Consider the following 25,170-nt stretch of genomic DNA (forward strand, 5'->3'; position numbering starts at 1 on the left):
ACGAATCTACTCTCATCGCCCATCGAATAGTGATCGATACGCTGACATTAGCTCGTAAGAGGGTCGAACAGCCTGCTCGTATGTGACTCGTCCACAGGGTCCTCTGTTTCTCTCGTATCGCACAATACTCCGATCTACCCCACGAAGCTTTTTATGCCGCCCTCCGTAGGAGTTGACACTCCGAATGTCTCAGCAGGATGAACGCCCCCGAGTCGACCAAGCCGACCTCCAGTGGTGTCACGAGTCGGTCCAAGGGGTTTCTCGCACCTTCGCGCTCACGGTGGACGTGCTCGATGAACCGATGTCCTCGTACATCTGTCTCGGGTACCTCGTCTGCCGGATCGCAGACACCGTCGAAGACGCCTCGCACATCCCACCGGCCGAACAGGCGACGCTGCTCCGCACGTACGACTCCGTCCTCGATCCCGAGGACGAGACGACGGCGGAGTCGTTCGTCGATTCCGTCGAGCCCCACCTCCCCGACGAGGACGCGATGACCGACGACTGGGCAGTCGTTCGCGATTCCCCCCGCGTCCTCCGCACGTTCCAGAGCCTCCCCGAAGATGTCCAGCGGGCGATCGTCCCGCCGGCGAGAGAACTCGTCCAGGGGATGGCCGAGTTCGTCGAACGCTACGAGGACGACGGCGGCCTCCGCATCCAGACTCGCAGCGAACTCGAAGAGTACTGTTACTACGCCGCCGGCACGGTCGGGAACCTCATCACGAACCTCGTGACGCGGCACGACGTCGCCGCCGACCGCCGCCGTCGGCTGTACGACACCGCCGAGGAGTTCGGTCTGCTCCTCCAGCTCGTCAACATCTCGAAAGACGTCTACGACGACTACACGGCCGAGGACAACGTCTACCTCCCGGCGGAGTGGCTCCAGGACGCCGGCGTCCCCCAGGAGGAGGTCTTAAACGACGAGCACGAGGCGAGCGCGGCGTCAGTCGTCCGTCGAACCGCCGAGTTCGCGGGTTCGTTCCTCGACGACGCTCAGACGTACCTCGAAACGGTGCCGCTCCGCGACGGCAACACTCTCGAAGCGTGGGCCATTCCGTTCTTGCTCGCCGTCGGCACCCTCAGAGAACTCCTCGCGCGTCCCGAAGACGCGCTCTCGGCGACCGGCGTGAAGATCTCCAGACAGGAGGTTCTCGCCGTCGTCACCGAGATGAGCAGTGGCGGGGACCGCGAGGCACTCGGCGAACTTCGAGAGGACATCTCGGCGGGTCCGTACCACCGCACGCCGTCGAGCGCCGACTGACTGAGCGACCCCGTCAGATACAGTCGCCTGCTCGCCGCGGTCACGATCACGCGTCGCAACCGGCGAAGACCGCGGGGTTTCGAGCGCGGCCGGCGCCGGCTGAGGCAAATATCGTCGTATGTTTTGGGAGGGTTTTTAGTCGTCGGATCGAAACCCACGCCTATGGGTACCGAAGAAGCACACGACGACCACGGACACCACCTCCCTGCGGTCGAGGACTGGCCCCGTGGGTTTGGTGAAGCGAGCTGGTGGCCGTTCGTCACCGCGGTCGGAGGAGCAGGCGTCTACGTCGCGGCCGCGCTGTACATCCTCGGTCGCGGCGACGGCGCGATCGTCAGCCCGCTCGCCGGCCCGATGGCACTCGTCGCGACGGTCGGCGTGTTCCTCGTTGGACTGTACGGCTGGGTGTATCACGCGTTCGTGGTGAAGTTCTGGTCACGCGAAGCGAGTTCACAGAGCGCGAACAAACTCCGCTGGGGAATGCTCGCGTTCCTCGGCTCCGAACTGGCGACGTTCGGCGCGCTGTTCGGATACTACTTCTACATCCGCGCCGGCGACTGGGCGTCGATCTTCACGGGCGTCCCGAACCTGACAGGGTCGCTCATCCTGATCAACACGACGATCCTGGTCGTGTCGTCGATCACGCTGCACTACGCACACGTCGCGATCCGGAACGGCGACCGGCAGAACTTCCTCATCGGCCTCGCGATGACGCTCCTCTTGGGCGTGATCTTCATCGGCGGCCAGATCTACGAGTACTACGAGTTCATCGTCCACGCGGACTTCACCCTCACGTCCGGGTTCTTCGCGTCGGCCTTCTTCGGCCTCACCGGACTCCACGGACTCCACGTCAGCCTCGGCGCAGTCCTCCTCGGGATCGTCTTCGTCCGCGCGCTGATGGGTCAGTACTCCGCTGAACGCCACGTGTCGGTCAGTACGGCCTCGATGTATTGGCACTTTGTCGACGTCGTCTGGATCTTCCTCGTCGTCGTCCTGTACGTCGGCGCGGAAGTCGGCGTCTGATCGAACGGTCGTCCGGACGCGTCGGACGCTCCGTCTCGGGCTCGGATGAGCCCGACACTTTTTGCGGCGATGCACTGACGTACAGCCGTGACGAACAGTCGCGTCGCCGACACACTGATGCGCTACGCCGCACACGCCGGACCAGCGGGCGCGCTCGTCGCGATTACTGCGATCCTCGCGGCCACGTGGCGGTCCGCGACGTTCTCTTGGGCGGGAAGTGCGCTCTCGGATCTCGGAACCGCGTCCGGGACAGCACTGCTGTTCAACGGCGGCCTCGTCGCCGGCGGCGCCGTCGGTATCGCGTACGCACTCGCGCTCCGGCGCTCCTCGATCGCGGTCGCGAGTAGCTACGTGCTGTCGATCGTCTCGATGGTTTTGGTCGGTGTCTTCCCGGCCGGAACGCCGCTGCACTTCCCTGTCGCGGTCGCATTCTTCCTGCTCGCGACGGCGACGGTGTCCGTGGATGGGTGGTTGCGACGGGCGACCACGGCCGGCCGACTCGGCCTCGCGCTCGCTGTGGGCCACCTGCTCGGCTGGCTCGTCTGGCTTCTCGGCATCCGGCCGGGTCCGGGCCTGGCGCTCCCAGAACTGGGCGGCGTCGTGATGTTCGGCGGCTGGGTCGTCTTTCTCGCCCCGCCCGTCCGAAGCGGAGGCTAGCGGTACCCCACTGCCGACCCCGAAACCGGATCAGTTTTCACACCTGTCGATCGAGTGTCGGGTATGACCGAGGAGGAGACGGACGAACCGACGGTCCCGATCGTCTGTGAGGAGTGCGGAACGACGTCGCGGGTGGCGCTCTCGCAACTCCGAACGTCCCTAGAGAAACACAACGAGCACCGGCACGACGGCGAGGAGATCGCGCAGGTCGATCCGGTGATCGCCGACGAACTGGCCAACGCCGTCGCTGACGACCTCGGGTTGCTGGACGAGGAGTAAGCGAGCGTCGGGGCTCGATGACCGTCGAGCGACGCGGCTCAGGACGGATGGAACGACGACGTTCCGAGCAGGCCGATGACCAGTCGACCGCCGGATCGTCGTTCGAACAAACCAAGGCGCTGACAGCGCCAGATGGTGATTCAGCAGCATCGATAAAAAGAGTACCGCCGAACCGACCGCATTCCCCCGCCTGGACGGACATTCACGCGGTTTATACGCGCCGCCCGCCCAGACGAGGTATGCTCACCTTCATCGGCCTCGGACTGTACGACGAGCGCTCGATCACCGTCGAGGGCCGAGAGGCGCTCGCCGACGCCGACCGGGCGGTCGCCGAGTTCTACACGAGCCACCTCGTGGGGGCGACTGTCGACGAACTGTCGGCGTACCACGATATCGACATCGACGTCCGGGACCGCGCGGGCGTCGAGCAACATCCCGAAGACGTTCTCGACGCTGCCGAAGACGAACACGTCGCGTTCCTCACCGCCGGCGACACGATGATCTCGACGACGCACGTCGACCTGCGGCTCCGCGCGATCGAGCGCGGCATCGACACCCGCGTGATCCACGGCGTCACCGCACAGACGGCCGCAAGCGGACTCACAGGGCTCCAGAACTACCGCTTCGGAAAGGCCGTCACGCTGCCGTTCCCGTACGCGCACGGCGCCGACGGCGTCCCCCAGAGCGTCGTCGACTCGATCGAGGCGAACCGCGAGCGCGGCCTCCACACCGTGGTCTATCTCGATATCAAGGCCGAGCGCGAGGAGTATATGAGCGCCGACGTCGCCGCGGAGATGCTCGCTGCGGACTGGCAGGACGTGCTCGGCGTCGTCGTCGCTCGCGCCGGGAGCCCAGAGCCGACAGTCGTCGCCGACCGACTCTCGGAGCTGGCCACGGCGGATTTCGGCGACCCGCTTCACCTGCTCGTGATCCCCGGCGACCTCCACCACGTCGAGTCCGACGCGCTCGCGACGCTCGGCGGGGCGCCGGCCGACGTGCTCGAAGCAAACGAAGTGTAGCGGACCCGATTCTTCTGGGTTCGCTCGCCGATCAGGCCCCTGACCGCTCCAGTCCGAGTTCGGATTCGAGGTCGTACTCGTCGCCGGTCAGCATAAACAGGACGTCCTCGATGACCGTCAGGAGTTCCGGGAGTTCGCGGACGACCAGATAGGTGATTCCGACGAGGACGACGACCGCGAGGATCTGGCTGATGATCCGATCGGAGATGAAAAACGAGACCATATACGGGTCCGACGAACCGAACAGGAACATTATCTCGTCGACGAACCACTGCATGTACTGCTTGCCGAAGGCGATCGTGATGAACGTCGTCCGCAGGAGGTTCAGCGCGTAGATGATCGGCACGGCGATGGCCATCGCGCGAAGCTTTCGGCGCAACGGGGCCTTCACCGCGGCGATCAGGCCGGCGAAGATGGCGATGCTCCCGAGCCCCGTACACGCGAGGACGACCGCCACGGTCAGCCGATGAGAGCCGTCGAAGAACAGGAACGTGTTCAGATAGCCCTGTTCGCCGACGATCATCTCGGGGTGGTAGCCGAGCGCATTCACGAGAAAGCCGGTCTGTGCGGCGACGTTCTCCATCAGGACGCCGCGCGGGGCCGGGACGGCGACACCGAGCAGCGAGAACGCCGGGATCGTCTCGAAGGGCAGGTAGATCAGCCCCATCACTGCGACCGCCCGCGAGAGCACGTACAGCGAGTCGCGGCCGTTCCACAGCAGGTAGCCGGTGTACAGCGACGCCGGGACGGCCGCGACCGCGAGAACGCCCTCGACGTAGCTCTTGTGGACGAACGCGAAGTGCGGCACTAACTGGAGCCAGAAGACGGCGAAGCCGACCCACGCGGCGACGGTCGCATAGCGCGCGAGCCGCTGATTTCGGTCTTCCGAGAGCACTCCGACGGCGAACGTCAGGATCACGACCCACGCGAGCGCGTCGGAGAGCAACCCGGGCATATGCAGTTGAACGGATCTGACGAATAAATCCCTTGTCGTTCCGTGTGGCGATTGCGTCCGACCGACGCTTCGGCTTAGGGTTCGAGAATCTCGATCTCGTGGCCGTCCTGGTCTGTCGTGAACGCGTAGCGGTCCTCACAGGAGGCGGGATCGCGGTAGTCCTCGGCCTCGCGCTCCATCAGCGTGTCCCAGTAGTCGTGGAGGTCGTCCGCGCGCACGCAGAGGTGGCCCCAGGCGTCGCCCATCGCGTACGAGCGCCCGTCGTAGTTGTACGTGAGTTCGACCGACATCGCGGCGTCGGCGGCGCCCTCGGGCTTCATAAAGTAGTTCGCGAAGGTATCCGACTCCCAGCGACTGGTGTGTTCGTACTCGAATTTCCGCGTCCAGAAGCCGAGCGCCTCGTCGGCGTCCTCGACGCGGATCATCGTGTGGTCGAGACTCCACTTCGCGCCCTGATCGGGATCGCGCTGGACGATTTCGACTTCGTGGCCGTCGGGGTCCTTCACGAACGCGTAGCGGCCACCACAGGACTCGGGGTCGCGGTAGTCCTCGACGCCCTCCTCCATCAGCTGTTCGTAGTGGGCTTCGAGTTCGCCCTCGGGGACGCGAACGGCGATGTGGCCCCAGGCGTCGCCCATCTCGTAGGTCCGGTCGTCGTGGTTGTAGGTGAGCTCGAGCATCGCACCTTCCTCGTGCATCTCCTCGGGGCCGAGGTAGACGTTGGTGAAGGTGTCGGCCTCCCAGCGGCCCTTCTCCTCGTAGTTCAGGTGCGTCGTGTACCAATCGAGAGACTCCTCGAGGTCTTCGACGCGCATCATCACGTGGTCGAGTACTCCAGACATACGCGAACGGACGGACGCCGCGGGCAAAAAGGGTGCTGAAGCGGCCCCCCGGCGGGCTCGGGGACGCCGATTCGACAGGGCCGGCCCGCTCACGAGGCGTCGAACTGGCGTCGAAACCGCGCCTGGACCCGCGGCCAGTAACACCACCACACGACGACGAGGAACGCCGCCGTGCCGGTCGGCCACGCGGTTCGCGCCGGCTGGACGGAGAACCCCCACGCGAGTCGGAGTTGCGCGATCGCGGCCACGACGAGGAGGCCCGCCGTGACCCTCGGGTCCTCGCGACCGGTCCGCCAGCCGATCACGGCGCTCACGAGCGCGAGCGCGTACAACACGACCGACAGCGGCCACGCGAGGATGTACTCTGGCAGCCCTTGCGTGTACACGAACAGGAAGTCCGAGAGCGTCGTCACCGAGAGGGGGTTCGTGTTGAACAGCCCCCACGCGAAGAGGAACGTGGCGTCGCGGCCGCTGAAGACCTGCACCGACCACGGGACGACGAGGAGCGCGAGGAGGACGGCGACGGTTCGTGCGGTGGTGCGAGACACGGCTCTACTCCGTGCCGTATCCGCAAGAAGGACACGGTCAGCGTCCGCCTACGGGGTCGGACAGGCACTCTCGTTGTCGACTGTTCGAGGCGGGCGCTCGACGGAGTTCGGCCCGTACGTGAAGTCGTAGACGATGCGCTCCTCGATCGATGGCCGCCCGAATCCACCACGCTCGCGGTGGACGACGACGCGGCGCGGCAGGTGCGTCTCCGGTGAGAGATACAGCATCGCGCGGAGTTCGTCCGCGTTCCGGTTCAACTGCTCGACGTCCCCCTCGCCGGAGACCGAGAGCGAAACCGAGGCGAGTTTCGACTGGTCGGGCACGACCTCGACGACGCGCACTGCTTCTCCGCCGACGGTGCTCGTACCCCGATCGTAAACGCGAGCGAACTCGAACAGTTGCCGCTGACCGCCGAGGATCGTGTAAGTCGTCCACGACCGGTTCTGTGGGAGTTCCGTCGCATAGGAGACGTTCGCGACGTTGACGTACCGCGAGTACGGACACGGCGTGTAGCGCGTCCGTCCCTGCAGAAATCGTGTCTCACGGTCGTCTGCGAGTCCGATCTCGATCCGATACCTGCGCTCGGAGCGATTGAATCCGCCGTGGCCCCAGTAGCTCGCTTGCTTCTCGTCGCCGCCGCCTTCGACGGTGACGCTCCCACCGACGGTAAACGAGTAGGCGGGTACCTCCGCCGTCGCGTTCGCCGCCTGATGGGCCAACCGTTCGGCTGTCGGATCGCTGGGTGGTCGAGAGTCGAATATGCCAGCGACGTACGCCCCACCGAGGAGCGCGGTGACGATCCCGAGGATAGCCAGTGACTGCTTCGTGGAGGGCACGCCAAGCAGTCTCCCAGCGGACGAAAAAAGCGTTACTTCCGGGCGACGACGCGCAGGATGTCCTCGTCCTGCAGTTCGTGGTCACGGCCGACCTGTTGTTCGTCGTGCTTGGCGCTCGGGCCGGTGACGCGGGCGAAGCGGAACCGCTCGTCGAGCGTCCCGCCGAGCTTTCTGAGTGCGTCGTCGACGGTGTTCTCGCCTTCCATCAGGACGAGCGGTTCGTCGTAGTCGACGCCGCGACCGGGCTTGTCCATATACACTCTGATCAGGCCGAGCGCCTCCCAGACCTTCTCTTTGAGGGCGTCGAGCCCCTTCTCGGCCTCGGCGCTGATGAAGATCGCTTCCTCGGGATTGACGCCGACGTCCCGGAGGTTCTCCTCGACCGTCGGCAGGTAGTCGCGGTCGATGAGGTCCGCCTTGTTGACGGCGACGATCGAGGGCAGGTAGACGCGGTTGTCCATGATGCCGTCGATGAGTTCGTCGATCGTGATGTCGCCGCGGACGGTCACGTCGGCGTTGACGTAGCCGTGCTCGCGGAGGACGCTCGCGATCGTGTCGTCGTCGAGCGAGACGTCGTCGGAAGTCGTCACCTGAATGCCGCCCTTCCCGCGCTTGGAGATCGTGATGTTCGGCTTCGACGTGTCCAAGCGGATCTTGTTGTCGTAGAGTTCCCGCTGTAGGCGCTCGTAGCGCTCGATCTCGAACACCGAGAGCATAAAGACCACGAGGTCGGCGGTGCGGACGACAGAGAGCACTTCCTTCCCCCCGCCGCGCCCGCCGGCGGCCCCCTCGATGAGGCCCGGTACGTCGAGGATCTGGATGTTCGCGCCGTTGTGCTTCAGCATCCCGGGGTTGACGTCGAGCGTCGTGAACTCGTACTCGCCGACCTCGCTGTCGGCGTTCGTGAGCGCGTTGATCAGCGTGGACTTGCCGACGCTCGGAAAGCCGACGAGCGCGACGGTCGCGTCGCCGGTCTTCTCGACCGCGTAGCCGTGACCGCCGCCGCTGGAGGATCGATTTTCGAGTTTTTCTTTCTTCTCCGCGAGTTTCGCCTTCAGCCGGCCGATGTGCTCCTCGGTGGCTTTGTTGTAGGGCGTGTTCGCGATCTCCTCGCGGAGTTCGTCGATCTCTTCCTCCAGTCCCATCGGTTATGAATCTACGATCTGCGTCGAAAAAGGTGTTCTTTCCGGATTACGGCTCGGTCCCGTCGACTTCCTGGCACAAATCGAAGCCCTTTGTACCTCTCGGGACGTAGCGCCGATAATGGACGCTGAACCGGGACTTTCGGAGCAGTATCGGATGGCGAGCCCGTGGCCGCTGTTCATCGCGCTCGGGGTTCCGATTGCGGAACTCGGAATCCTCTTCGGGCTGTTTCCGCTCTCTGTCGGGGGGTTGCTCCTGTTCGGCGGGAGCGTGGCTGGGATGGCAACAGAATCGAGTTACGCGCGGACGCCGTGGCGCGCGATGGTCGTCGTCGCGATCCCGCTCGCGGCGCTGGGGTTGGGATTCATCTACACCAGCATCAACCTCCCCGACCGCGGGTTCGCGATCATCGCCGCTGCCGTGATCCTCGTCGCTGGCGGTCTCGCGGGGTCGCTCTTCGCACAGGACACTGAGGAACCGACGTACTAGTCGGCCGACGCGCCGAACCGCTGTGACCGGGCGCGGCGAGACCCCGGCGCTGAGGTGGGCTCGAATCGCACGGAATCAATAACCTATTTTATTCTCCACCGGAAGAACCACCTATGGCGAACAAGATCTTCGATCGGGATACCCTGCTCGACCTGACGGTCAATATGGTCCCGCTGTTCATCATGGCGTTCTTCATCGTCGCTTTCGCCGTGGTCACACCGTTCGGGGTCGACCCGCTCGCGTCATCGCTTCAGTTCGGACTAGTAGCCGTTCCGTTCGTACTGCTAGCGATTCTGACGTACTTTGCCGGGCGTGCCGTCGCCGGAAGCGAAATGACGGGCGAACTCTACCTGCCCGGCCAGGCAGGCGTCGAGGGTGCCAAACCGCTCGGCGAAGACGGCGAACTGATGAATCAATTCGACGAAGACGAAGAGCCCGAAGCGGCCGTCGAAGGCGAGGCCGACACCGACGACGCTGCGAGCGAAGACGAAGCCTAACGCGCTTCGAATCGACTTCTTCCTCTTTGCTGGACCGCTCGATCAGCGCCTGCGGTGTGAGTTGATTCGGAGGGGCCGTCACGGCGTCCCGAACCTTTCATTACCTTCCGTTACTCAGACACCCCTATGGAGGTTAACGGACAGTTAGCACTGACGGTTCTAATGGGGATCCTCCTCGTTGCCGTCGCCGCGTGGATCGCGCGGGTCGAAAACTGGCGCTCGTACAGCCCGATCGCTGGGGGCGGCGGGTACGGGCAGCAGGATAGCTACGTTTCCGAAGAGAAACCGTCTGGTATCATTCGCTGGTTAACGACAGTCGATCACAAGGACATCGGAATCCTGTACGGTGCGTACGGGCTCACGGCGTTCACCGTGGGCGGCCTGATGGTCGTTCTGATGCGGGTCGAACTCTTCGACCCCGGGATGTCGCTCATCTCGAACACGTTCTACAACTCGCTGCTGACGAGTCACGGCATCACGATGCTGTTCCTGTTCGGGACGCCCATTCTGGCGGCGTTCTCGAACTATCTGGTGCCGCTTCTGATCGGCGCAGACGATATGGCGTTCCCGCGGATCAACGCCATCGCGTTCTGGCTGCTGCCGCCGGCGGCACTGCTCATCTGGGCGGGCTTCTTCCCGCTTCCGGACGTGCTCCCGGCACAGACTGCCTGGACGATGTACACGCCGCTGTCGGCGGGTGTCGGAGCCGGTAATCAAGCGAACGCCGGCGTCGATCTGATGCTGCTCGGCCTGCACCTCTCGGGCGTCTCGGCGACGATGGGTGCGATCAACTTCATCGCGACCATCTTCACCGAGCGCGGCGACGAGGTCTCGTGGGCGAACCTCGACATCTTCTCGTGGACGATCCTCACGCAGTCGGGGCTCATCCTGTTCGCGTTCCCGCTTCTCGGCAGCGCGCTCGTGATGCTGCTTTTCGACCGGAACTTCGGCACGACGTTCTTCTCCGGTGAGGGCGGCGCGATCCTCTGGCAGCACCTGTTCTGGTTCTTCGGACACCCGGAGGTCTACATCCTGGTGCTCCCGCCGATGGGGATCGTGAGCTACGTGATCCCGCGGTTCTCGGGACGCCGCCTCTTCGGGTTCAAGTTCGTCGTGTACTCCACGCTCGCGATCGGGGTGCTCTCCTTCGGTGTCTGGGCGCACCATATGTTCGCGACGGGCATCGACCCGCGACTTCGGGCCTCGTTCATGGCCGTCTCGTTGGCCATCGCGATTCCGAGCGCGGTGAAGACGTTCAACTGGATCACGACGATGTGGAACGGCCGGATCCGCCTGACGACGCCGATGCTGTTCTCGGTCGGCTTCGTCGCTAACTTCATCATTGGCGGCGTCACGGGCGTCTTCCTGGCGTCCATCCCGGTCGACTTAGTCCTCCACGACACCTACTACGTCGTGGGGCACTTCCACTACGTCATTATGGGTGCGATCGGCTTTGCGGTGTTCTCGGGACTGTACTACTGGTTCCCGCTGTACACCGATCGGATGTACCAGAAGACGCTCGGCAAGGCGCACTTCTGGCTCACGATGGTCGGGACGAACCTGACGTTCTTCGCGATGATCCTGCTCGGTTACGGCGGGATGCCGCGCCGCTATGCGACGTACCTCCCGCAGTTCGCGACGATGCACCAGCTCGCGACTGTCGGTGCGCTGCTGCTGCTGGCCGGACAGGTCATCTTCGTCTGGAACTTCGTCCAGTCGTGGCTCGAAGGGCCGAAAGTCGAGGACGGTGACCCGTGGAACCTTCGGGAATCCGGCCTCTACACGGCCGAGTGGGACTGGTACGACAAGAAACAGCAGACGGCGATCGCTGACGGTGGAGAAGAGAGCGACGAGACGGCGCTGACCGACGGCGGTCAGCCCGAAGGCGACGCGGACGACCGCGACGACGCCTGAACCGCTCGATCACTTCTTCACGTTTTTACCTTCGACTAGCGGCCGCGCTGTCGGTCGGTCTTCAGGTGTCGCAGCCAGCGCGCTACGTACGACTCTGCCTGTGGGCTCGCAGTCCAAGAAAGGAGACTCGACCGGCGGTCTGTTAGACGGCGAGGAAGAGTCCGGTCGCGAACATCAGTACGGCGATTGCACCGAGGACGACTCCGAGGAGGTCCCTATCGCTCATATCACCTCTTCGGTGCGCGCGGGCAAAGGTGCGTCGGTTGGCTGGCAACGATCGTGAACGGGTGGCTTAACCGCCCGCGTCGCCGAGGGCAACGCGTGAGCGAGACCGACATCTCGAACCAGCCTGGCGACGACGGCCGCGAAGGCGACGCCGGTGGGCGCAGCGGGAGTCGATTCGTCCTCGGACTGTACACCGCGCTCGTCGCCGTGGGGGCCGCGGTTGGATTTCTGACCGCGACGTTCGTCGAGGGGCTTCAACAGCCGATGTTTCTCTTCGTCGTCCCGTTTCCGGCGACGCCGCTCGGCTTCGCGGCCTTCGGCGGACTGACCCTCGCGCTCGTCCTCGGTGTCCCCCTCGCGCTCGTCATCTACGTCTCCCGCGAGATCGACAGCGAGGGCTAATCAGGGCGCTGTCCGCGCTCGTTGCCAGCGACGCGCTGGGAACTTCCCGCCCCGCGACCCTTTTTATCCCAGGCGGCTGTAGTCCCACCGACGATGGACGTAGACGAACACGCCGAGGAGCTCGCCTCCGCCCTCGGGGTTGACAAAGCGGAGGTCAAATCCGACCTGGAGAATCTCGTATCGTACAGCGTCCCGATTGAGGAAGCCAAACAGAGCATCCGCCGGAAACACGGCGGCGACGACGGCGGCGGTGCGACCCCGACGACGAAAGACGTCGCCGACGTCACGACCGAGGACGGCAACGTCACCGTGACGGTCCGCGTGCTCTCGGTTGGTCGGCGCTCGATCCAGTATCAGGGCGAAGAGCAAGTCATCCGCGAGGGAGAGTTTGCGGACGCGACGGGGAAACTCTCCTATACGGCCTGGGAGGACTTCGGCTTCGAGCCCGGCGATTCGATCACCGTCGGCAACGCGGGAGTCCGCGAGTGGGACGGCGAACCGGAACTGAACATCGGCCAATCGTCGACCGTCGCGGTCGAGACGACACCGGTCGAAGTACCCTACGAGATCGGCGGCGACACCGCTCTCGTCGACCTCCGATCGGGCGACCGCGGCCGCAACGTCGAGGTTCGCGTGCTCGAATCCGAGGAGCGCGTCATCGACGGACGGAGCGGGGAGACGACCATCCGCTCGGGCGTCGTCGCCGACGAGACCGGGCGACTGCCATTCACCGACTGGCAGGCCCGCTCGGAACTCCGCGAGGGTCACGCCTTCCGCTTCGAGGACGTGTACGTTCGGGAGTTCCGCGGCGTCCCGCAGGTGAACCTCTCTGAGTTCACGACTATCACCCCGCTCGCGCGCGAGGTCGAAGTCGACGACGACGCGCCGCGGATGCACGTCGCCGAGGCGGTCGCCTCCGGCGGCCTGTTCGACGTCGAACTCGTCGGCAACGTCCTCGAAGTCCGCGACGGCTCGGGACTCATCGAGCGCTGTCCAGACTGCGGCCGCGTGCTCCAGAACGGCCAGTGCCGGGTCCACGGCGACATCGACGGGGAAGACGATATGCGCGTGAAAGCGATCGTCGACGACGGCACCGGGACGGTGACGGTGATCCTCGATCGCGAACTTACCGAGGACCTCTACGGCGGCACGATGGAAGACGCGATGGCGGCCGCCCGCGACGCGATGGACAAGGAAGTCGTCGCCGACGAGATCAGAGAGACCGTCGTCGGCCACGAGTTCCGCGTCCGGGGGAACCTCTCGGTCGACGATTACGGCGCGAGCGTCGAGGCGAGCGAGTTCGAGCGCTCGACGGAGGATCCGGCCGCGCGTGCGACTGCGCTGTTGACGGAGGTGCGGCCGTGAGCGACGCCGAGAACCGCCGTGAGGTGGCTCGACGCCTCTTCGCCGCGGAGTTCGACGACGCGACGCTCTCGTACTCTGAGGGCGAGGAGGAGCGCGCGCCCAACTACGTCGTGACGCCTACCGGCGCGCGGATCAACCGCCTGTTCGCCGTCGGCGCGCTCACCGAAGTCGAACAGGTCAACGACGACATCGTCCGCGGTCGGATCGCCGATCCGACGGGCGTGTTCGTCACCTACGCGGGTCAGTATCAACCGGACGCGATGGGCTTTCTCGACCGCGCCGCACCGCCGTGCTTCGTCTCACTCACCGGGAAAGCGCGGACGTACCAGCCCGACGACTCCGATCGAATCTTCACCTCGGTCCGCCCCGAGAGCCTCAACGAGGTCGACGCGGACACGCGCGACCGCTGGGTCGTCGCCGCCGCGGAGGCGACGCTCGAACGCGTCGCGACGACCGCGGCCGCGCTGACGATGGACGTCCGCGGCGAGGACCTGCGCGCGGCGCTCGAATCGCGTGGCGTCGACGCCGCGCTCGCCCAGGGCGTCGCGCTCACGGTCGATCACTACGAACCGACCGAACACTACCTCGAAGCCGTGCGGACGATGGCCGTGCAGGCGCTCGAACTGGTCGCCGACGAACGCGACTCCGTCGAGACGCCGTCGGTCGCCCCCGACGAAGCCGGACCGGACGAACTCGGCCCGCTGCCGACCGTCGCGGCCGCGTCGGCCGCACCGGGAGACACTGCTGCGTCGGTCACGGCGGAGTCGGCTGCATCGACCGATACTGAGGCCGCAGCCGACTCCGTTGCTTCCGACGCGACCGAGTCGTCCGCGCCAGAATCCGCGGACGCGACGCCGGCGGACACGGCGCCGACGGACACAGCATCGGAGGAAGGCGCCGAAGCCACCGACACGGGCGCCGCCCCCAACGCGGAGACCTCTACGGCCGATACAGAGACCACCGGAACCGCGACCGACGCCTCGGAGACAACGACCTCGACGGGTGCGGCGGACGCTGGCGAGGCGACCGACGCAGCTGACACGGTCGACAGGGACGCCGGAACCGCAGACGCTGACGTCGACGGCACGTCTGCCGACACGCAGGCGACGCCAGACGCAGGGTCGACCGAAACGGACGACTTGGGCGGAATGGACGACTCGGGCGAAACGGACGATCTTGGCGACTTCGGCGCCGACGCCGGAGATGCTGATCCCGCTGACGAAGCGACGAGCGAGAGCGAGTCCGCGTCCGACTTCGAGACCGATTCGGAGTTCGGTTCGGATACTGAGGCGGACGCCAGCGCCGCCGCCGGCACCGACGCCGGCCTCGACGAGGGCGAGATGTACGAACTCGACGAGGACGAGCGCGCAGAGATCGAAGCCGAGTTCGGCACCGAGTTCTCGACCGGCAACGAGGTCGACGAGCCCGGCGAAGCGGACATCGACGTGCCGGACGTCGACGAGTTGGAATCGGAAGGCAGTCCGGCCGAGGAGACGGCAGCCACGGCCGACGACACCGCATCGGACGCAGGCGATTCGCTCACGGCAGATGCGGACGACACAGCCCCTGCAGAGCCCGCTGCGGAGTCCGCCCCTGACTCCGCGCCGGAGCAGCCGTCCGCCGAACCGGACGCGGCTCCCGCGGCTGATGCCGACGACATGGCACAGGAATCGGCCGCTGACGTCGACCTCGAAGACGCCGCGGTGTCCGTGATGGCCGATCTCGACGACGGCGACGGGGCCGACCGCGAGGCCGTCGTCGCGACGGTCGTCGAGGAGTACGGCGCCGACCCAGACGACGTCGAGGACGCCATCCAGGAGGCGCTGATGAGCGGCCAGTGCTACGAGCCCGCCGAAGGGAGCCTGAAGGCGATCTGAGCCGTGCCGCGTGATTCCGGGGCGTCCGACGACGCCGACGCGGCCGCCGGCTCACTCGCCCCGACAGGGACTTCTGCGGACGGCTCCGCCACCGGCGGCACAGCGCAGCGGCCGCTCGTCGAGCCCGTCCCGGGAGCCCCGGCCGCTGTCGCCCGCTTGGGTGACGAAGCGGCGCTCGTCGTCGCCGACTACCACGCAGGCATCGAGGCCGGCCTCCGATACGAGCGCGGCGTCGAACTCGACAGCAACGCGGCCGTCCGGCGCGTGCGCCTGCTCGGCCTCCTCGACCGGGTCGATCCGGACCGACTCGTCGTCCTCGGTGATCTGGGTCACCAGATCGGGAATCCCGAGGGCGAGGAGGCCGACGAACTCGACGACCTGCTGGCGGCGGTTCTCGACCGCGTGCCCGTGACGCTCGTCCGCGGGAACCACGACGGCGGCGTCGCAGAGCGGTTCGGCTCGGACGACGGCGCGGGCGACGCGGCCGACGACCACCGCAACCGACTCACCGTCAGCGAAAGCGGCGGCGTTCGTCTCGGTCGCGTCGGCTTCGTCCACGGCCACACCTGGCCGTCCCGCGAGGTCGTCGAGAGCGACGTGGTCTGTATGGGCCACGAACACCCCGCTGTCCGGCTCGAAGACACCGTCGGCGGCGGGCGCAAAGAGCGCGCGTGGCTTCGTGGACCGCTCCGGCCCGAGCCGTTCGCCGAGCAGTTGCATCTCGCTGTCGAAGACCTCGACTGGCACGACCCCGAACTCGTGATCGTGCCCGCGTTCAACGACCGCTCGGGCGGGACGTGGGTGAACGTCGACGGCCAGGGCTTTCTCGCGCCGTTCCTCCCCGAGGCGCTCGTCGACGCCGACACCGACGCGTATCTCCTCGACGGCACACGGTTGGGGCCGTACCGATCGGTGTAGGTGTCGGCAGGCTGGGCCGGACGCGCCGCGCCCTACACTGCGCCCACGAGTACACCCAGCGCGAAGAGGGCCGCTCCCGTGACGGCCGCCACGACGACGAGGTTCCACCCCTCGGGGCCGCCAGCTCGCTCGGGCTCGACGAGCGCGTAGCCGGCGCCAGCAACGAGGACCGCGCTGCCGACGGTTCCGGCGACCGATCCCGGCTGTGACGCGCTGGCCGTCGGTGCGAACGTCGCTATCGAGAGCAGGTCGTACGTGAGGAGGGCGAGCCAGAACGTTCGTCGGGGACCCATACGACAACTGTCCGCTTCGCGGACAAAAACCGTCGTGGGTCGAACGCTGACTCCGGCTGCTGGTGCGGCACCTCGGTCCAGGCTGGTCGGCGCCTCGTTTTTCCGTCTTCGGCGGCAATAATATGTATGCGAATGTCAAGCAAGGTGTTGCTCGCCGGCGTATTGGTGTTCGTGATTCCGCTTCCCGGAACGTTCCTCCTCGGCGGCCTCGTCGTCGCGCTCGGTGGAGGCCTTCGATTGCTCGGCGAGTAATACTGTCGGACAGAACGATGTGAAAATCATCGGCACCCCGTGGGTGCCAACATCATTCACGAACTGCTGTCCGACAGTATAATAGGGATTATCGTAAGTCCTCATAGATCTCTCGCCGGACAGTACGGCGAGAATCTCCGAACAGTTACGATAATCCCTATAAGCAGTTCTCACCTGGGCGGCTCGGCGTCCGAACGCTGCCCTTAATCCGGTCGCGCCGGTAGTGAACGCGATGGCTGACGGCACGTCAGCGCAGGGGATGGACGCGTTCACGGCGCTCGGCGAGTCGGTTCGAAGGGCGCTCTCCGAGCGCGGATTCACGACGCCGACAGAGCCACAGCGCCGCGCGATCCCGCCGCTGGCCTCGGGGGAGAACGCGCTCGTGATCGCCCCAACCGGGACTGGAAAGACCGAGACGGCGATGCTGCCCGTCTTCGACGCGATCGTTCGCTCCGATTCCGAAGACCGTGAGGGGCTCTCCGCGCTGTATATCACTCCGTTGCGGGCGCTCAACCGGGATATGCGCCAACGGTTGGAGTGGTGGGGCGACACCCTGGATGTAGAGATCGACGTCCGACACGGCGATACGACGCAGTATCAGCGGCAGAAGCAGGCCGATGATCCGCCGGACGTCCTCGTCACGACGCCCGAGACGCTCCAGGCGATGCTGACGGGCAAGAAGCTCCGCCGGGCGCTCTCGGACGTTCGTCACGTCGTCGTCGACGAGGTCCACGAACTCGCCTCCGCGAAGCGGGGCGCGCAGTTGACTGTCGGTCTCGAACGCCTACGAGAGCTTTCGGGGCCGTTCCAGCGGATCGGCCTCTCGGCGACCGTCGGGTCGCCCGCGGAGGTGGGGAAGTTCCTCACCGGCGACCGGGGCTTCGAGATCGTCGAGGTCGACGTCGGCAGCGATGTCTCCTTTACCGTCACGCACCCCGAGGTGACGCCCGAAGACGAGCAGCTGGCGGGCCAGCTCGCGACCGACGCCGAGATCGCGAGCCACGTCCGCGTGATTCGCGACATCGTCCGCGACAACGAATCGACGCTGGTGTTCGTCAACACGCGGCAGACGGCGGAGGCGCTCGGCTCGCGGTTCAAGAAGCTCGACGAACCGATCGAGGTCCACCACGGCTCCCTCTCGAAAGACGTCCGAATCGACGTCGAAGACCGGTTCAAGGCCGGCGACCTCGACGCGCTCGTCTGCACGTCGTCGATGGAACTCGGCATCGACGTCGGGCGCGTCGATCACGTCGTCCAGTACGGGAGCCCGAGAGAAGTCTCGCGGCTCCTCCAGCGCGTCGGGCGCGCAGGCCACCGCCGCGACGAGGTCTCCCGCGGCACGCTCGTCACCTCCGAACCGGACGACACGCTCGAAGCACTCGCGATCGCCCGGCGCGCGGAGGCCGGCGAGGTCGAACCCGCGCGGATCCACCACGCCAGCCTCGACACCGTCGCGAACCAGATCGTCGGCGTCGTGATGGACGAGGGCGAGGTTTCGGCCCGTCGCGCCTACGAGCTCGTGACCGCCGCGTATCCGTTCTCGGACCTCGACGAGGAGACCTTCCGAGAGGTCGTGCGCGAACTCTCGAAGAACCGACTGATCTGGCTCGAGGAGGACGCCGACCGCCTGGAGAAATCCGGCGGAACCTGGCAGTACTTCTACGCCAACCTCTCGATGATCCCCGACGAGGAGACCTACGAGGTCCACGACATCTCCTCGCGCGGGCAGATCGGTACGCTCGACGAGCGTTTCGTCGTCAACTTCGCCGAGCCGGGGGCCGCGTTCGTCCAGCGCGGCGAGATGTGGCGCATCAACGACATCGACGACGACGAGGCGCGAGTGAACGTCACGCCGATCGAAGATCCCAGCGGCGAGGTGCCCTCCTGGACCGGCTCCGAGATTCCGGTCCCAGCCCGCGTCGCGAACGAGGTGGGCGAGATCCGCGACGTTGCAGCCGGGCAGTTCGAGCGCGGCGCGTCGCGAGAGGCGGTCGCCCGCGATCTGAGCGCTCGGTACCCGACCGACGTCGACACGCTCGCGGCCGCGCTCGACCCGATCGAGCGGCAGGTCGAGACGGGCCATCCGATCCCGACCGCCGACCGGCTCGTCGTCGAAGGCCAAGCCCGGACCGTCGTCGTGAACAGTTGCTACGGGCACCGGGTGAACGAGACGCTCGGGCGGCTGCTCGCGGCGCTCGTCGGCCAGCGAACCGGCTCGTCCGTCGGGATGGAGGTCAGCCCGTATCGGATCGAACTCGAAGTGCCGACGCGTGCGTCCCTCCGCGACGTCACCGATGTGTTAGAGACGACCGATCCGAACCACGTCGAAGCCGTCCTCGAACTCGCGCTGAAGAACTCCGACGCGCTGAAGTTCACGCTGGCGCAGGTCGCCGCGAAGTTCGGCGCGCTCAAGCGCTATCAGGGCCGCGAGCGCTTCGGCGCGGATCGGCTGCTGGCCGCGTTGGAAGACACGCCGGTCTACGACGAGGCCGTCCGGGAGGTCTTCCACGTCGACCTCGCGGTCGACGAAACTGCGGAGCTGCTCGATCGACTCCGCGACGACGATACGGACGCTCGATTGGAGACGGCCCGCGAGCGTACCCCGATCGGGATCGGTGGCCGGTCCAGCGGGCGCGAACTCCTCGTTCCGGAGAACGCCGACGCGAGCGTGATCGAGGCCGTGAAAGAACGGATCCGGAACGACCGCGTGCGCCTGCTCTGTCTGCACTGTGCGGACTGGGAGCGGGAGACGAAGGTGCGTCGCGTCCGCGACCAGCCAGAGTGCCCCGAGTGCGGGGCGACCCGCATCGCGTGTCTGAACCCCTGGGACGAGGAGACCGTCACCGCGGTCCGCGCGGACGCCGACGACCGCGACGACGAGTCCGAGCGTCTCGTTCAGCGCGCGTATCGCTCGGCGAGCCTCGTTCAGAGCCACGGCAAACAGGCCGTCATCGCGCTCGCGGCCCGCGGCGTGGGGCCACAGACCGCCGCCAGAATCATCGGGAAGCTACGGGAAGACGAGGCCGACTTCTACCGCGACATCCTCGAACAGGAGCGCCAGTACGCCCGGACGCAGTCCTTCTGGGACTGATCTCGGTGGAAAGCGGTCGAACGCGGTCGCCCGCGACCTCTCACGCCGACGGCTCGACGGCCTCGAGCGCTCCCTCGAAGTCCTCGCGCGTCAGGCGCACCTCGTCGGCGTGTTCGTTCGCGAGCTCGCCCTCGTAGGCGTCGGCGACGCGCTCGATCGCCCGCATCGACGCCTCGCGGACGACGGCGGCAACGTCAGCGCCGGAGTAGCCGTCCGTCATCGCCGCCAGCTCGTCGCGATCGATGTCGTCCGCGAGCGGTTTTCCGTCGAGGTGGACGTCGAGGATCTCACGGCGGGCCGCCTCCTCCGGGGCGGGGACGTGCACGTGCGATTCCAAGCGACCGGGTCGGAGCAGTGCGGGATCGAGCGCGCCCTTCCGGTTCGTCGCCGCGAGTACGACGAGGTTCGGCTGATCGGCGAGTCGGTCGAGTTCGGTGAGCAGTTGGGAGACGACGCGCTCGCCGACGCCGGAGTCGCCGCCCGCCGCGTCGCGGTTCGTCGCGACGGCGTCGATCTCGTCGAAGAAGACGATCGAGGGCGCGGCCTGTCTGGCGCGCTCGAACACCTCGCGAACCGCTTTCTCGGACTCGCCGACGTAGCGATCCAGGAGTTCCGGGCCGGCCACTTGGACGAAGTTCACACCGCTCTCGCCTGCGATTGCCCGCGCGAGGAGAGTCTTTCCAGTTCCAGGGGGGCCGTGTAGTAGTACGCCCGTCGGCGGGTCCGCCTTCGCGGCGTCGAACAGCGGGCCGTACGTCAGCGGCCACGTCACGGCGCGTTCGAGCGTCCGCTTCGCATCGTCGAGCCCACCGACGTCCGCGAACGTCGTCGTCGGCGACTCCGCGACGTACTCTCGCATCGCCGAGGGTTCGACCGCCGCCATCGCGGCCTCGACGTCGGCGCGAGTCACCTGGAGATCCGCGATGGGTGCGTTCACGTCCTCGCGGCGACCGCGACGCAGCGCGATCATCGCGGCCTCCGTCGTCAACGATTCGAGGTCGGCGCCGACGAAGCCGTGCGTCCGGGCGGCGAGGCGGTCGACGTCGACGTCGTCGGCCAGCGGCATCCGTCGGGTGTGGACTTCGAGGATCTCGCGGCGCCCCTGTTCGTTGGGGACGCCGATCTCGATCTCGCGGTCGAAGCGCCCGCCGCGCCGCAGCGCGGGATCGAGCGTGTCCACGCGGTTCGTCGCGCCGATCACGACGACGTCGCCGCGGGCGTCGAGGCCGTCCATCAGCGAGAGCAGTTGTCCGACGACGCGGTTCTCGACGTCGCCGCCGTCGTCGCGCTTGCCCGCGATCGAGTCGATCTCGTCGAAGAAGACGATCGCCGGCGCGTTCTCGCGGGCCTGCGCGAACTTCTCGCGGAGTTTCTCCTCGGATTCGCCCTTGTACTTCGACATAATCTCCGGGCCGGAGACGTCGATGAACGTCGCGTCGACCTCGCTTGCGACCGCCTTCGCGATGAGCGTCTTGCCGGTCCCGGGCGGGCCGTGCAACAGCACGCCTTTCGGCGGGTCGATCCCCAGATGTGCGAACACCTCCGGTTCCGAGAGGGGGAGTTCGATCATCTCTCTGACGAGGTCGAGTTCCTCGTCGAGGCCGCCGATGTCCTCGTAGGTGACTGTCGGCGTCGACCCCGACCCGCTCGTGCGACCGCGCTGGTCGTCGCCGGCGGAAGTCGGTGTGCCGCTGGCCGAATCGCTCCCCGAGATCGAGGAGACGACGCGACTCAGCCTGCCTTCGCGCGTCAATCGGAGTTTCGTCGCGTCCGTGACGCGGACCATCCCGTCGGGGGTCGTCTCGCTCACGACGAACGGGTCGTCGCTCAGCGACTCGAAGTGGATCTGGCCGCCGGGTTTGATCGGCCGGTCGCGGATCGCCCGCTTTATCAGTTCGACCGCGCGCTCGTCGTCCTCGAAGGCGACGTCGCCCGGCATCGACAGCGTCACCGAGACGGCGCCCTCGACGTCGACTTTCCGGACGCGAACGGTCTCGTCGATCTTCGCCCCGGCGTTCGCTCGGGTGTCGGCGTCGACGAGGACGACGTGGTCGGGCACGTCCCCGCCGGCCGGCCACACTTTCGCCACCGTTTCTCGCTCGCCTGCGACCACGACAGTGTCGCCGCTGAGGACGCCCAGTCGCCGCCGCGCCGGTTCCGGCAGCCGGGCGATGCCTCGGCCGGCGTCTCGCTTTTCGGCCCCGCGAACGGTCAGTTCGAGGCCCTCGTCCGCGTTCATACCTCTGCTTCGGCGCGCCCGGTCTTTTGTCTTGCCCGGGGTCGCCGGACGCCGCGGGGGAAGGGTTTTGAATCGTGGCATCCTCTCGCACGATATGGTGTCGACCGTCGAGCGGGACGGGCAGACGTGGTACCAGTGCGACGAGTGCGGACTGTTGCTCGACGACGAGACAGACGCGAAGGCTCACGAGGAGAACTGCGACGCGGAGGAACCGTCGTATCTGCAGTAAGCGGGGAGTGCTGGAGACGGTGAGCGACTCCGCCGAGCGGTGCGCCCCGAGCGCACGCGCCGCGTCGTAACCGCAATCACTGAAACAACAGCCAGCCGGCGGTCGCCACGACGGCCGCGAGGATCACGAGGATGACGAGCGTCAGGAGGGCCTCGCCGACCGTCGTGATCACACCGAGGCCGACGACGAGCGCGACGACCGTGAGCGCGCCGAACGCCAGGCCCTCTCGGGGCGCGACGTCGGCTTCCAATACGAGACGCTGGGCCTCGTCGGCGGCCGCGCGCGCTCGCTGTTCCCACTCCGAGCGGTTAGATTGACGACGCCCGCCGGTGGTGGCAGACCCAGTCGCCTTCCGGTTCCCACCGCCGCCTGACGCGCCGTTTCCGGTGTCGGTCGTCGTATTCGTCGTCGACTGCGACGCCCTCGCGTCGGTCGTCGACCCTCCAGACACCCCGTCTGTGCGCCTTTCGGCCGTGCCTGTGTCGGCCGTCGACGCTGCGCCGGTCGTCGATGCTGCATCATCCGCCCCGCTCGAAGCCGCCGACGCTTCCGGGTCCTGCGGCGTCCGCGCCTCCGCGCTCTCGACGCTCCGACGTGCGCTGTCGTCACTGCTCGGGGAACGCTGGCTGCTCGGAGAACGCCGGCCGCTCGAACCCCCAGACGAGTTGGCTTCGACGACGACGTTCACGTACTCCATCTCGGCGCCGTAGCCCGAGACGATCTTGAGTCGCCCGCTGACCTGCTCTCGGTCCGCGGCGACGCCGACCGGGATCCGGATCGTCTCCTCACCCTCGACGTAGTGGTTCACGGCGTCGATCCGCGCGACCTCCGAGAGGGCGTCGTCGAGGTGGATGTGGACGTGCACGGGGCCACCGGCGTTCCGGAGATAGATGTGAAACGGTCCGCTGACGGTGTGTGCGTCCGGTGCGTCGATCGCGTGGACTGTCTCCCCGTTCAGTTCCACCTGGAGCGACTCTGACACGTCGACAACGTCGTCGCGAGCGTGTAAAAGCGTTCAGGTGACTTGGGGTCGGAGGGAACGGTCCCGGTCATCGTCCGGTGTGAGGAGGCCGCCGCTCTGACAGAGTTTTATTGCCCAGTGACAGGAATGGGAAGACGATGGCGACGATCGAGGTCCAGGGGTTGACGAAGGCCTACGGCGACACCCTGGCGAACGACGACCTCGAATTTTCGATCGAGCGCGGGGAGATATTCGGCTATCTCGGTCCCAACGGTTCCGGGAAGTCGACGACGATCCGGCAACTGATGGGATTCCAATCGCCGACCGCTGGCACCGCGACCCTGTTCGGCGCCGACATTCGGGATCAGGACGCGCTGCGCGAGGTGAAGTCCCGAATCGGCTTTCTCCCCGGTGAGCCGGCGTTCAACGGCTCAGTCACGGGCGAAGTGTTCCTCGACTACCAGGCGCGACTGAAGGGCGACTCACGGCGCGCGGAACTGCTCGAACTGTTCACGCCGCCGCTGGAGCGGAAGATCCGCGAGTACTCGACGGGGAACAAACAGATGCTAGGGCTCGTCCAGGCGTTTATGCACGATCCCGATCTGGTGATAATGGACGAGCCCACGTCGGGGTTGGACCCGCTCAAACAGGAGGCGTTCAACCGCTTTCTTCGTCGGGAGCGCGATGACGGACTGACGGTCTTCTTCTCCTCGCATGTCCTCGGTGAGGTCCGTCGCGTCTGCGATCGGGTCGGAATCATTCGAGAGGGTCGCCTCGTCACTGTCGAGACCGTCGACGACCTCCTCCAGCGCGGGGGCAAACGGGTCCGCGTGCACACCGATCCGCCGCTGACGAAAGCCGACCTCGGCCTGGACGGCGTCGTCGACTTCGAGGCCGAGGGTCGACAGGCGCAGTTCACTTTCACCGGCGACTACGACGAACTGTTCGAGGCGCTCTCGCAGCATCGGATCGTCGACGTCGAGATCGACGAACCGCCGATCGAAGAGGTGTTTATGCACTACTACGGCGGGCCGCAGCGAACGGAGGAGCGCAACGATGCGGCTTGACACGGCCCGCTACGAGGCCAGACAGCGCGTCCGGGGGTCGCTCGCGCTGGCAGCGCTGCTCGGCGCGTTCTCGATCCTTATCGTCTATCTCTACCCCTCGATCGCCGAGGCGGGCGCCGACATCGACGCGCTGATCGAGGCGTTCCCCGAGTCGTTTCAGGAGGGACTCGGCGTCGAAGCCTACTCGACCATCGAGGGCTTCATCGCCGCGGAACTGTATCAGTTCATCTGGATTCTCCTGCTCGGCCTCTATATGGCGTACGCCGCGGGCGGCACGTTCGCCGGTGACATCGAGTCGAAACGGCTCTATCTCGTCCTCGCGACGCCGGTGTCGCGAACGCGGGTCGTCCTCGAGAAGACGATCGCGCTCTTGACGCCGCTTTTGGTCCTCAATCTCGTGATCCCCCTCGTCGTCTTCGCCAGCACCGTCGCGATCGACTACCCGCTGGACCCGGTCTACCTGCTCGCGGTGCACGTGCTCTCGATTCCGTACCACCTCGTCTGTCTCGGCATCGGCCAACTGCTCTCGGTCACGTTCAGTCGCGGCAACACCGCGCAGTTGGGCGGCATCGCGACGGTCTTCCTGCTCTTTCTCCTCGATTCGGTCACTGTCGGCACCGACCTCGAGTGGCTCGGCGACGTCAGCCCGACGCGGTACATCGACCCGACGGAGATCCTACTCCACGAGAACATCTACGTCGGTGACTCGCTCCTGCTTTTCGCTGTCACGCTCCTCCTGCTGTTTCTCAGCGTCGTTCGCTTCCACGACCGCGACATCTGAGAGGGG

At 66.4% G+C, this 25,170-nt stretch carries 25 protein-coding genes; 17 read left to right on the plus strand and 8 right to left on the minus strand.

Annotated elements, in window-relative coordinates; genetic code table 11:
• The first annotated feature begins 184 nt into the window (after nucleotides 1–184).
• The 5 genes from RBH22_RS02840 to dph5 all read left to right on the plus strand — a co-directional run bounded on the left by RBH22_RS02840 (nucleotide 185) and on the right by dph5 (nucleotide 4,239).
• Nucleotides 185–1,261 (plus strand): phytoene/squalene synthase family protein, encoded by a 1,077-nt coding sequence (locus RBH22_RS02840; RefSeq protein WP_256544783.1) that lies wholly within the window; start codon nucleotides 185–187, stop codon nucleotides 1,259–1,261.
• Between the two features lie 162 nt (nucleotides 1,262–1,423).
• Nucleotides 1,424–2,284, plus strand: coding sequence for a heme-copper oxidase subunit III (locus tag RBH22_RS02845; protein ID WP_121568238.1), 861 nt, complete (start codon nucleotides 1,424–1,426; stop codon nucleotides 2,282–2,284).
• A gap of 87 nt (nucleotides 2,285–2,371) precedes the next feature.
• Nucleotides 2,372–2,941, plus strand: coding sequence for a DUF998 domain-containing protein (locus RBH22_RS02850; protein ID WP_306676472.1), 570 nt, complete (start codon nucleotides 2,372–2,374; stop codon nucleotides 2,939–2,941).
• A 63-nt stretch (nucleotides 2,942–3,004) separates the two neighbouring features.
• The gene (locus RBH22_RS02855; protein ID WP_121568240.1) at nucleotides 3,005–3,220 is read left to right on the plus strand and encodes a hypothetical protein; all 216 of its coding nucleotides are present in this window, start codon (nucleotides 3,005–3,007) and stop codon (nucleotides 3,218–3,220) included.
• Nucleotides 3,221–3,459: 239 nt separating this feature from the next.
• Nucleotides 3,460–4,239, plus strand: coding sequence for a diphthine synthase (gene dph5, locus RBH22_RS02860; protein WP_256288170.1), 780 nt, complete (start codon nucleotides 3,460–3,462; stop codon nucleotides 4,237–4,239).
• Nucleotides 4,240–4,270: 31 nt separating this feature from the next.
• Here dph5 and artA read toward each other — a convergent pair whose 3' ends face one another.
• From artA to RBH22_RS02885, 5 genes are all read right to left on the minus strand, one after another.
• Nucleotides 4,271–5,194 (minus strand): archaeosortase A, encoded by a 924-nt coding sequence (artA, locus tag RBH22_RS02865; protein ID WP_306676473.1) that lies wholly within the window; start codon nucleotides 5,192–5,194, stop codon nucleotides 4,271–4,273.
• Between the two features lie 74 nt (nucleotides 5,195–5,268).
• Nucleotides 5,269–6,036: a VOC family protein gene (locus tag RBH22_RS02870; protein ID WP_306676474.1), complete on the minus strand. Its 768-nt coding sequence runs from the start codon at nucleotides 6,034–6,036 to the stop codon at nucleotides 5,269–5,271.
• An 89-nt stretch (nucleotides 6,037–6,125) separates the two neighbouring features.
• Nucleotides 6,126–6,584, minus strand: a complete 459-nt coding sequence (locus tag RBH22_RS02875; RefSeq protein ID WP_256288173.1) for a TIGR04206 family protein — start codon at nucleotides 6,582–6,584, stop codon at nucleotides 6,126–6,128.
• Between the two features lie 48 nt (nucleotides 6,585–6,632).
• Nucleotides 6,633–7,421, minus strand: a complete 789-nt coding sequence (locus RBH22_RS02880; protein ID WP_306676475.1) for a hypothetical protein — start codon at nucleotides 7,419–7,421, stop codon at nucleotides 6,633–6,635.
• Between the two features lie 32 nt (nucleotides 7,422–7,453).
• Nucleotides 7,454–8,566, minus strand: a complete 1,113-nt coding sequence (locus RBH22_RS02885) for a GTP-binding protein (protein ID WP_306676476.1) — start codon at nucleotides 8,564–8,566, stop codon at nucleotides 7,454–7,456.
• A gap of 118 nt (nucleotides 8,567–8,684) precedes the next feature.
• On the opposite strand from RBH22_RS02885, the gene RBH22_RS02890 reads away from it, so the two are divergent.
• The 7 genes from RBH22_RS02890 to RBH22_RS02920 all read left to right on the plus strand — a co-directional run bounded on the left by RBH22_RS02890 (nucleotide 8,685) and on the right by RBH22_RS02920 (nucleotide 16,251).
• Nucleotides 8,685–9,053 (plus strand): cox cluster protein, encoded by a 369-nt coding sequence (locus RBH22_RS02890; RefSeq protein ID WP_256288176.1) that lies wholly within the window; start codon nucleotides 8,685–8,687, stop codon nucleotides 9,051–9,053.
• A 113-nt stretch (nucleotides 9,054–9,166) separates the two neighbouring features.
• On the plus strand, nucleotides 9,167–9,550 hold the full coding sequence (locus RBH22_RS02895; protein WP_115821743.1) for a DUF6684 family protein: 384 nt from the start codon (nucleotides 9,167–9,169) through the stop codon (nucleotides 9,548–9,550).
• Nucleotides 9,551–9,712: 162 nt separating this feature from the next.
• Nucleotides 9,713–11,464 (plus strand): cbb3-type cytochrome c oxidase subunit I, encoded by a 1,752-nt coding sequence (locus RBH22_RS02900; protein WP_256546615.1) that lies wholly within the window; start codon nucleotides 9,713–9,715, stop codon nucleotides 11,462–11,464.
• Between the two features lie 336 nt (nucleotides 11,465–11,800).
• On the plus strand, nucleotides 11,801–12,091 hold the full coding sequence (locus RBH22_RS02905) for a cox cluster protein (protein WP_306676732.1): 291 nt from the start codon (nucleotides 11,801–11,803) through the stop codon (nucleotides 12,089–12,091).
• Between the two features lie 93 nt (nucleotides 12,092–12,184).
• Nucleotides 12,185–13,456 carry a Single-stranded DNA binding protein gene (locus RBH22_RS02910; RefSeq protein WP_306676477.1) on the plus strand — a complete coding sequence of 424 codons (1,272 nt, stop codon included), beginning with the start codon at nucleotides 12,185–12,187 and terminating at the stop codon, nucleotides 13,454–13,456.
• The gene (locus tag RBH22_RS02915) at nucleotides 13,453–15,333 is read left to right on the plus strand and encodes a hypothetical protein (protein WP_306676478.1); all 1,881 of its coding nucleotides are present in this window, start codon (nucleotides 13,453–13,455) and stop codon (nucleotides 15,331–15,333) included. Before RBH22_RS02910 ends, RBH22_RS02915 begins: the two co-directional genes overlap by 4 nt.
• Before the next feature lie 156 nt (nucleotides 15,334–15,489).
• Nucleotides 15,490–16,251: a metallophosphoesterase gene (locus tag RBH22_RS02920; protein WP_306676733.1), complete on the plus strand. Its 762-nt coding sequence runs from the start codon at nucleotides 15,490–15,492 to the stop codon at nucleotides 16,249–16,251.
• Between the two features lie 32 nt (nucleotides 16,252–16,283).
• Here RBH22_RS02920 and RBH22_RS02925 read toward each other — a convergent pair whose 3' ends face one another.
• Nucleotides 16,284–16,544, minus strand: a complete 261-nt coding sequence (locus RBH22_RS02925; protein ID WP_306676479.1) for a hypothetical protein — start codon at nucleotides 16,542–16,544, stop codon at nucleotides 16,284–16,286.
• A 126-nt stretch (nucleotides 16,545–16,670) separates the two neighbouring features.
• Between RBH22_RS02925 and RBH22_RS02930 the strand changes: the two genes are divergently transcribed.
• Both RBH22_RS02930 and RBH22_RS02935 read left to right on the plus strand, forming a co-directional pair.
• Nucleotides 16,671–16,796 (plus strand): hypothetical protein, encoded by a 126-nt coding sequence (locus RBH22_RS02930; protein WP_256288180.1) that lies wholly within the window; start codon nucleotides 16,671–16,673, stop codon nucleotides 16,794–16,796.
• A 232-nt stretch (nucleotides 16,797–17,028) separates the two neighbouring features.
• Entirely contained in the window at nucleotides 17,029–19,887 is a 2,859-nt protein-coding gene (locus RBH22_RS02935; RefSeq protein WP_306676480.1) for a DEAD/DEAH box helicase, read from the plus strand.
• A 40-nt stretch (nucleotides 19,888–19,927) separates the two neighbouring features.
• Here RBH22_RS02935 and RBH22_RS02940 read toward each other — a convergent pair whose 3' ends face one another.
• Nucleotides 19,928–22,126 (minus strand): AAA family ATPase, encoded by a 2,199-nt coding sequence (locus RBH22_RS02940; RefSeq protein WP_306676481.1) that lies wholly within the window; start codon nucleotides 22,124–22,126, stop codon nucleotides 19,928–19,930.
• 94 nt (nucleotides 22,127–22,220) lie between these two features.
• On the opposite strand from RBH22_RS02940, the gene RBH22_RS02945 reads away from it, so the two are divergent.
• A complete protein-coding gene (locus RBH22_RS02945) occupies nucleotides 22,221–22,355 on the plus strand; it encodes a hypothetical protein (protein WP_255410140.1) in 135 nt (44 codons plus the stop codon).
• 76 nt (nucleotides 22,356–22,431) lie between these two features.
• Here the strand turns inward: RBH22_RS02945 and RBH22_RS02950 are convergent, their stop codons facing one another.
• Complete coding sequence (locus tag RBH22_RS02950) at nucleotides 22,432–23,337, minus strand: hypothetical protein (RefSeq protein ID WP_306676482.1); 906 nt, start codon at nucleotides 23,335–23,337, stop codon at nucleotides 22,432–22,434.
• 137 nt (nucleotides 23,338–23,474) lie between these two features.
• Here RBH22_RS02950 and RBH22_RS02955 point away from each other — a divergent pair, with 137 nt between their 5' ends.
• Together RBH22_RS02955 and RBH22_RS02960 are read left to right on the plus strand one after the other, a co-directional pair.
• Nucleotides 23,475–24,383 carry an ABC transporter ATP-binding protein gene (locus tag RBH22_RS02955; RefSeq protein ID WP_256544795.1) on the plus strand — a complete coding sequence of 303 codons (909 nt, stop codon included), beginning with the start codon at nucleotides 23,475–23,477 and terminating at the stop codon, nucleotides 24,381–24,383.
• A complete protein-coding gene (locus tag RBH22_RS02960) occupies nucleotides 24,373–25,164 on the plus strand; it encodes an ABC transporter permease subunit (RefSeq protein ID WP_256544796.1) in 792 nt (263 codons plus the stop codon). The genes RBH22_RS02955 and RBH22_RS02960 overlap by 11 nt, the downstream gene beginning before the upstream one ends.
• The last annotated feature ends 6 nt before the right edge of the window (nucleotides 25,165–25,170 follow it).

Origin of the sequence: Halobellus sp. H-GB7, from assembly GCF_030848585.1 — an archaeon.
GTDB lineage: Archaea > Halobacteriota > Halobacteria > Halobacteriales > Haloferacaceae > Haloquadratum > Haloquadratum inordinatus.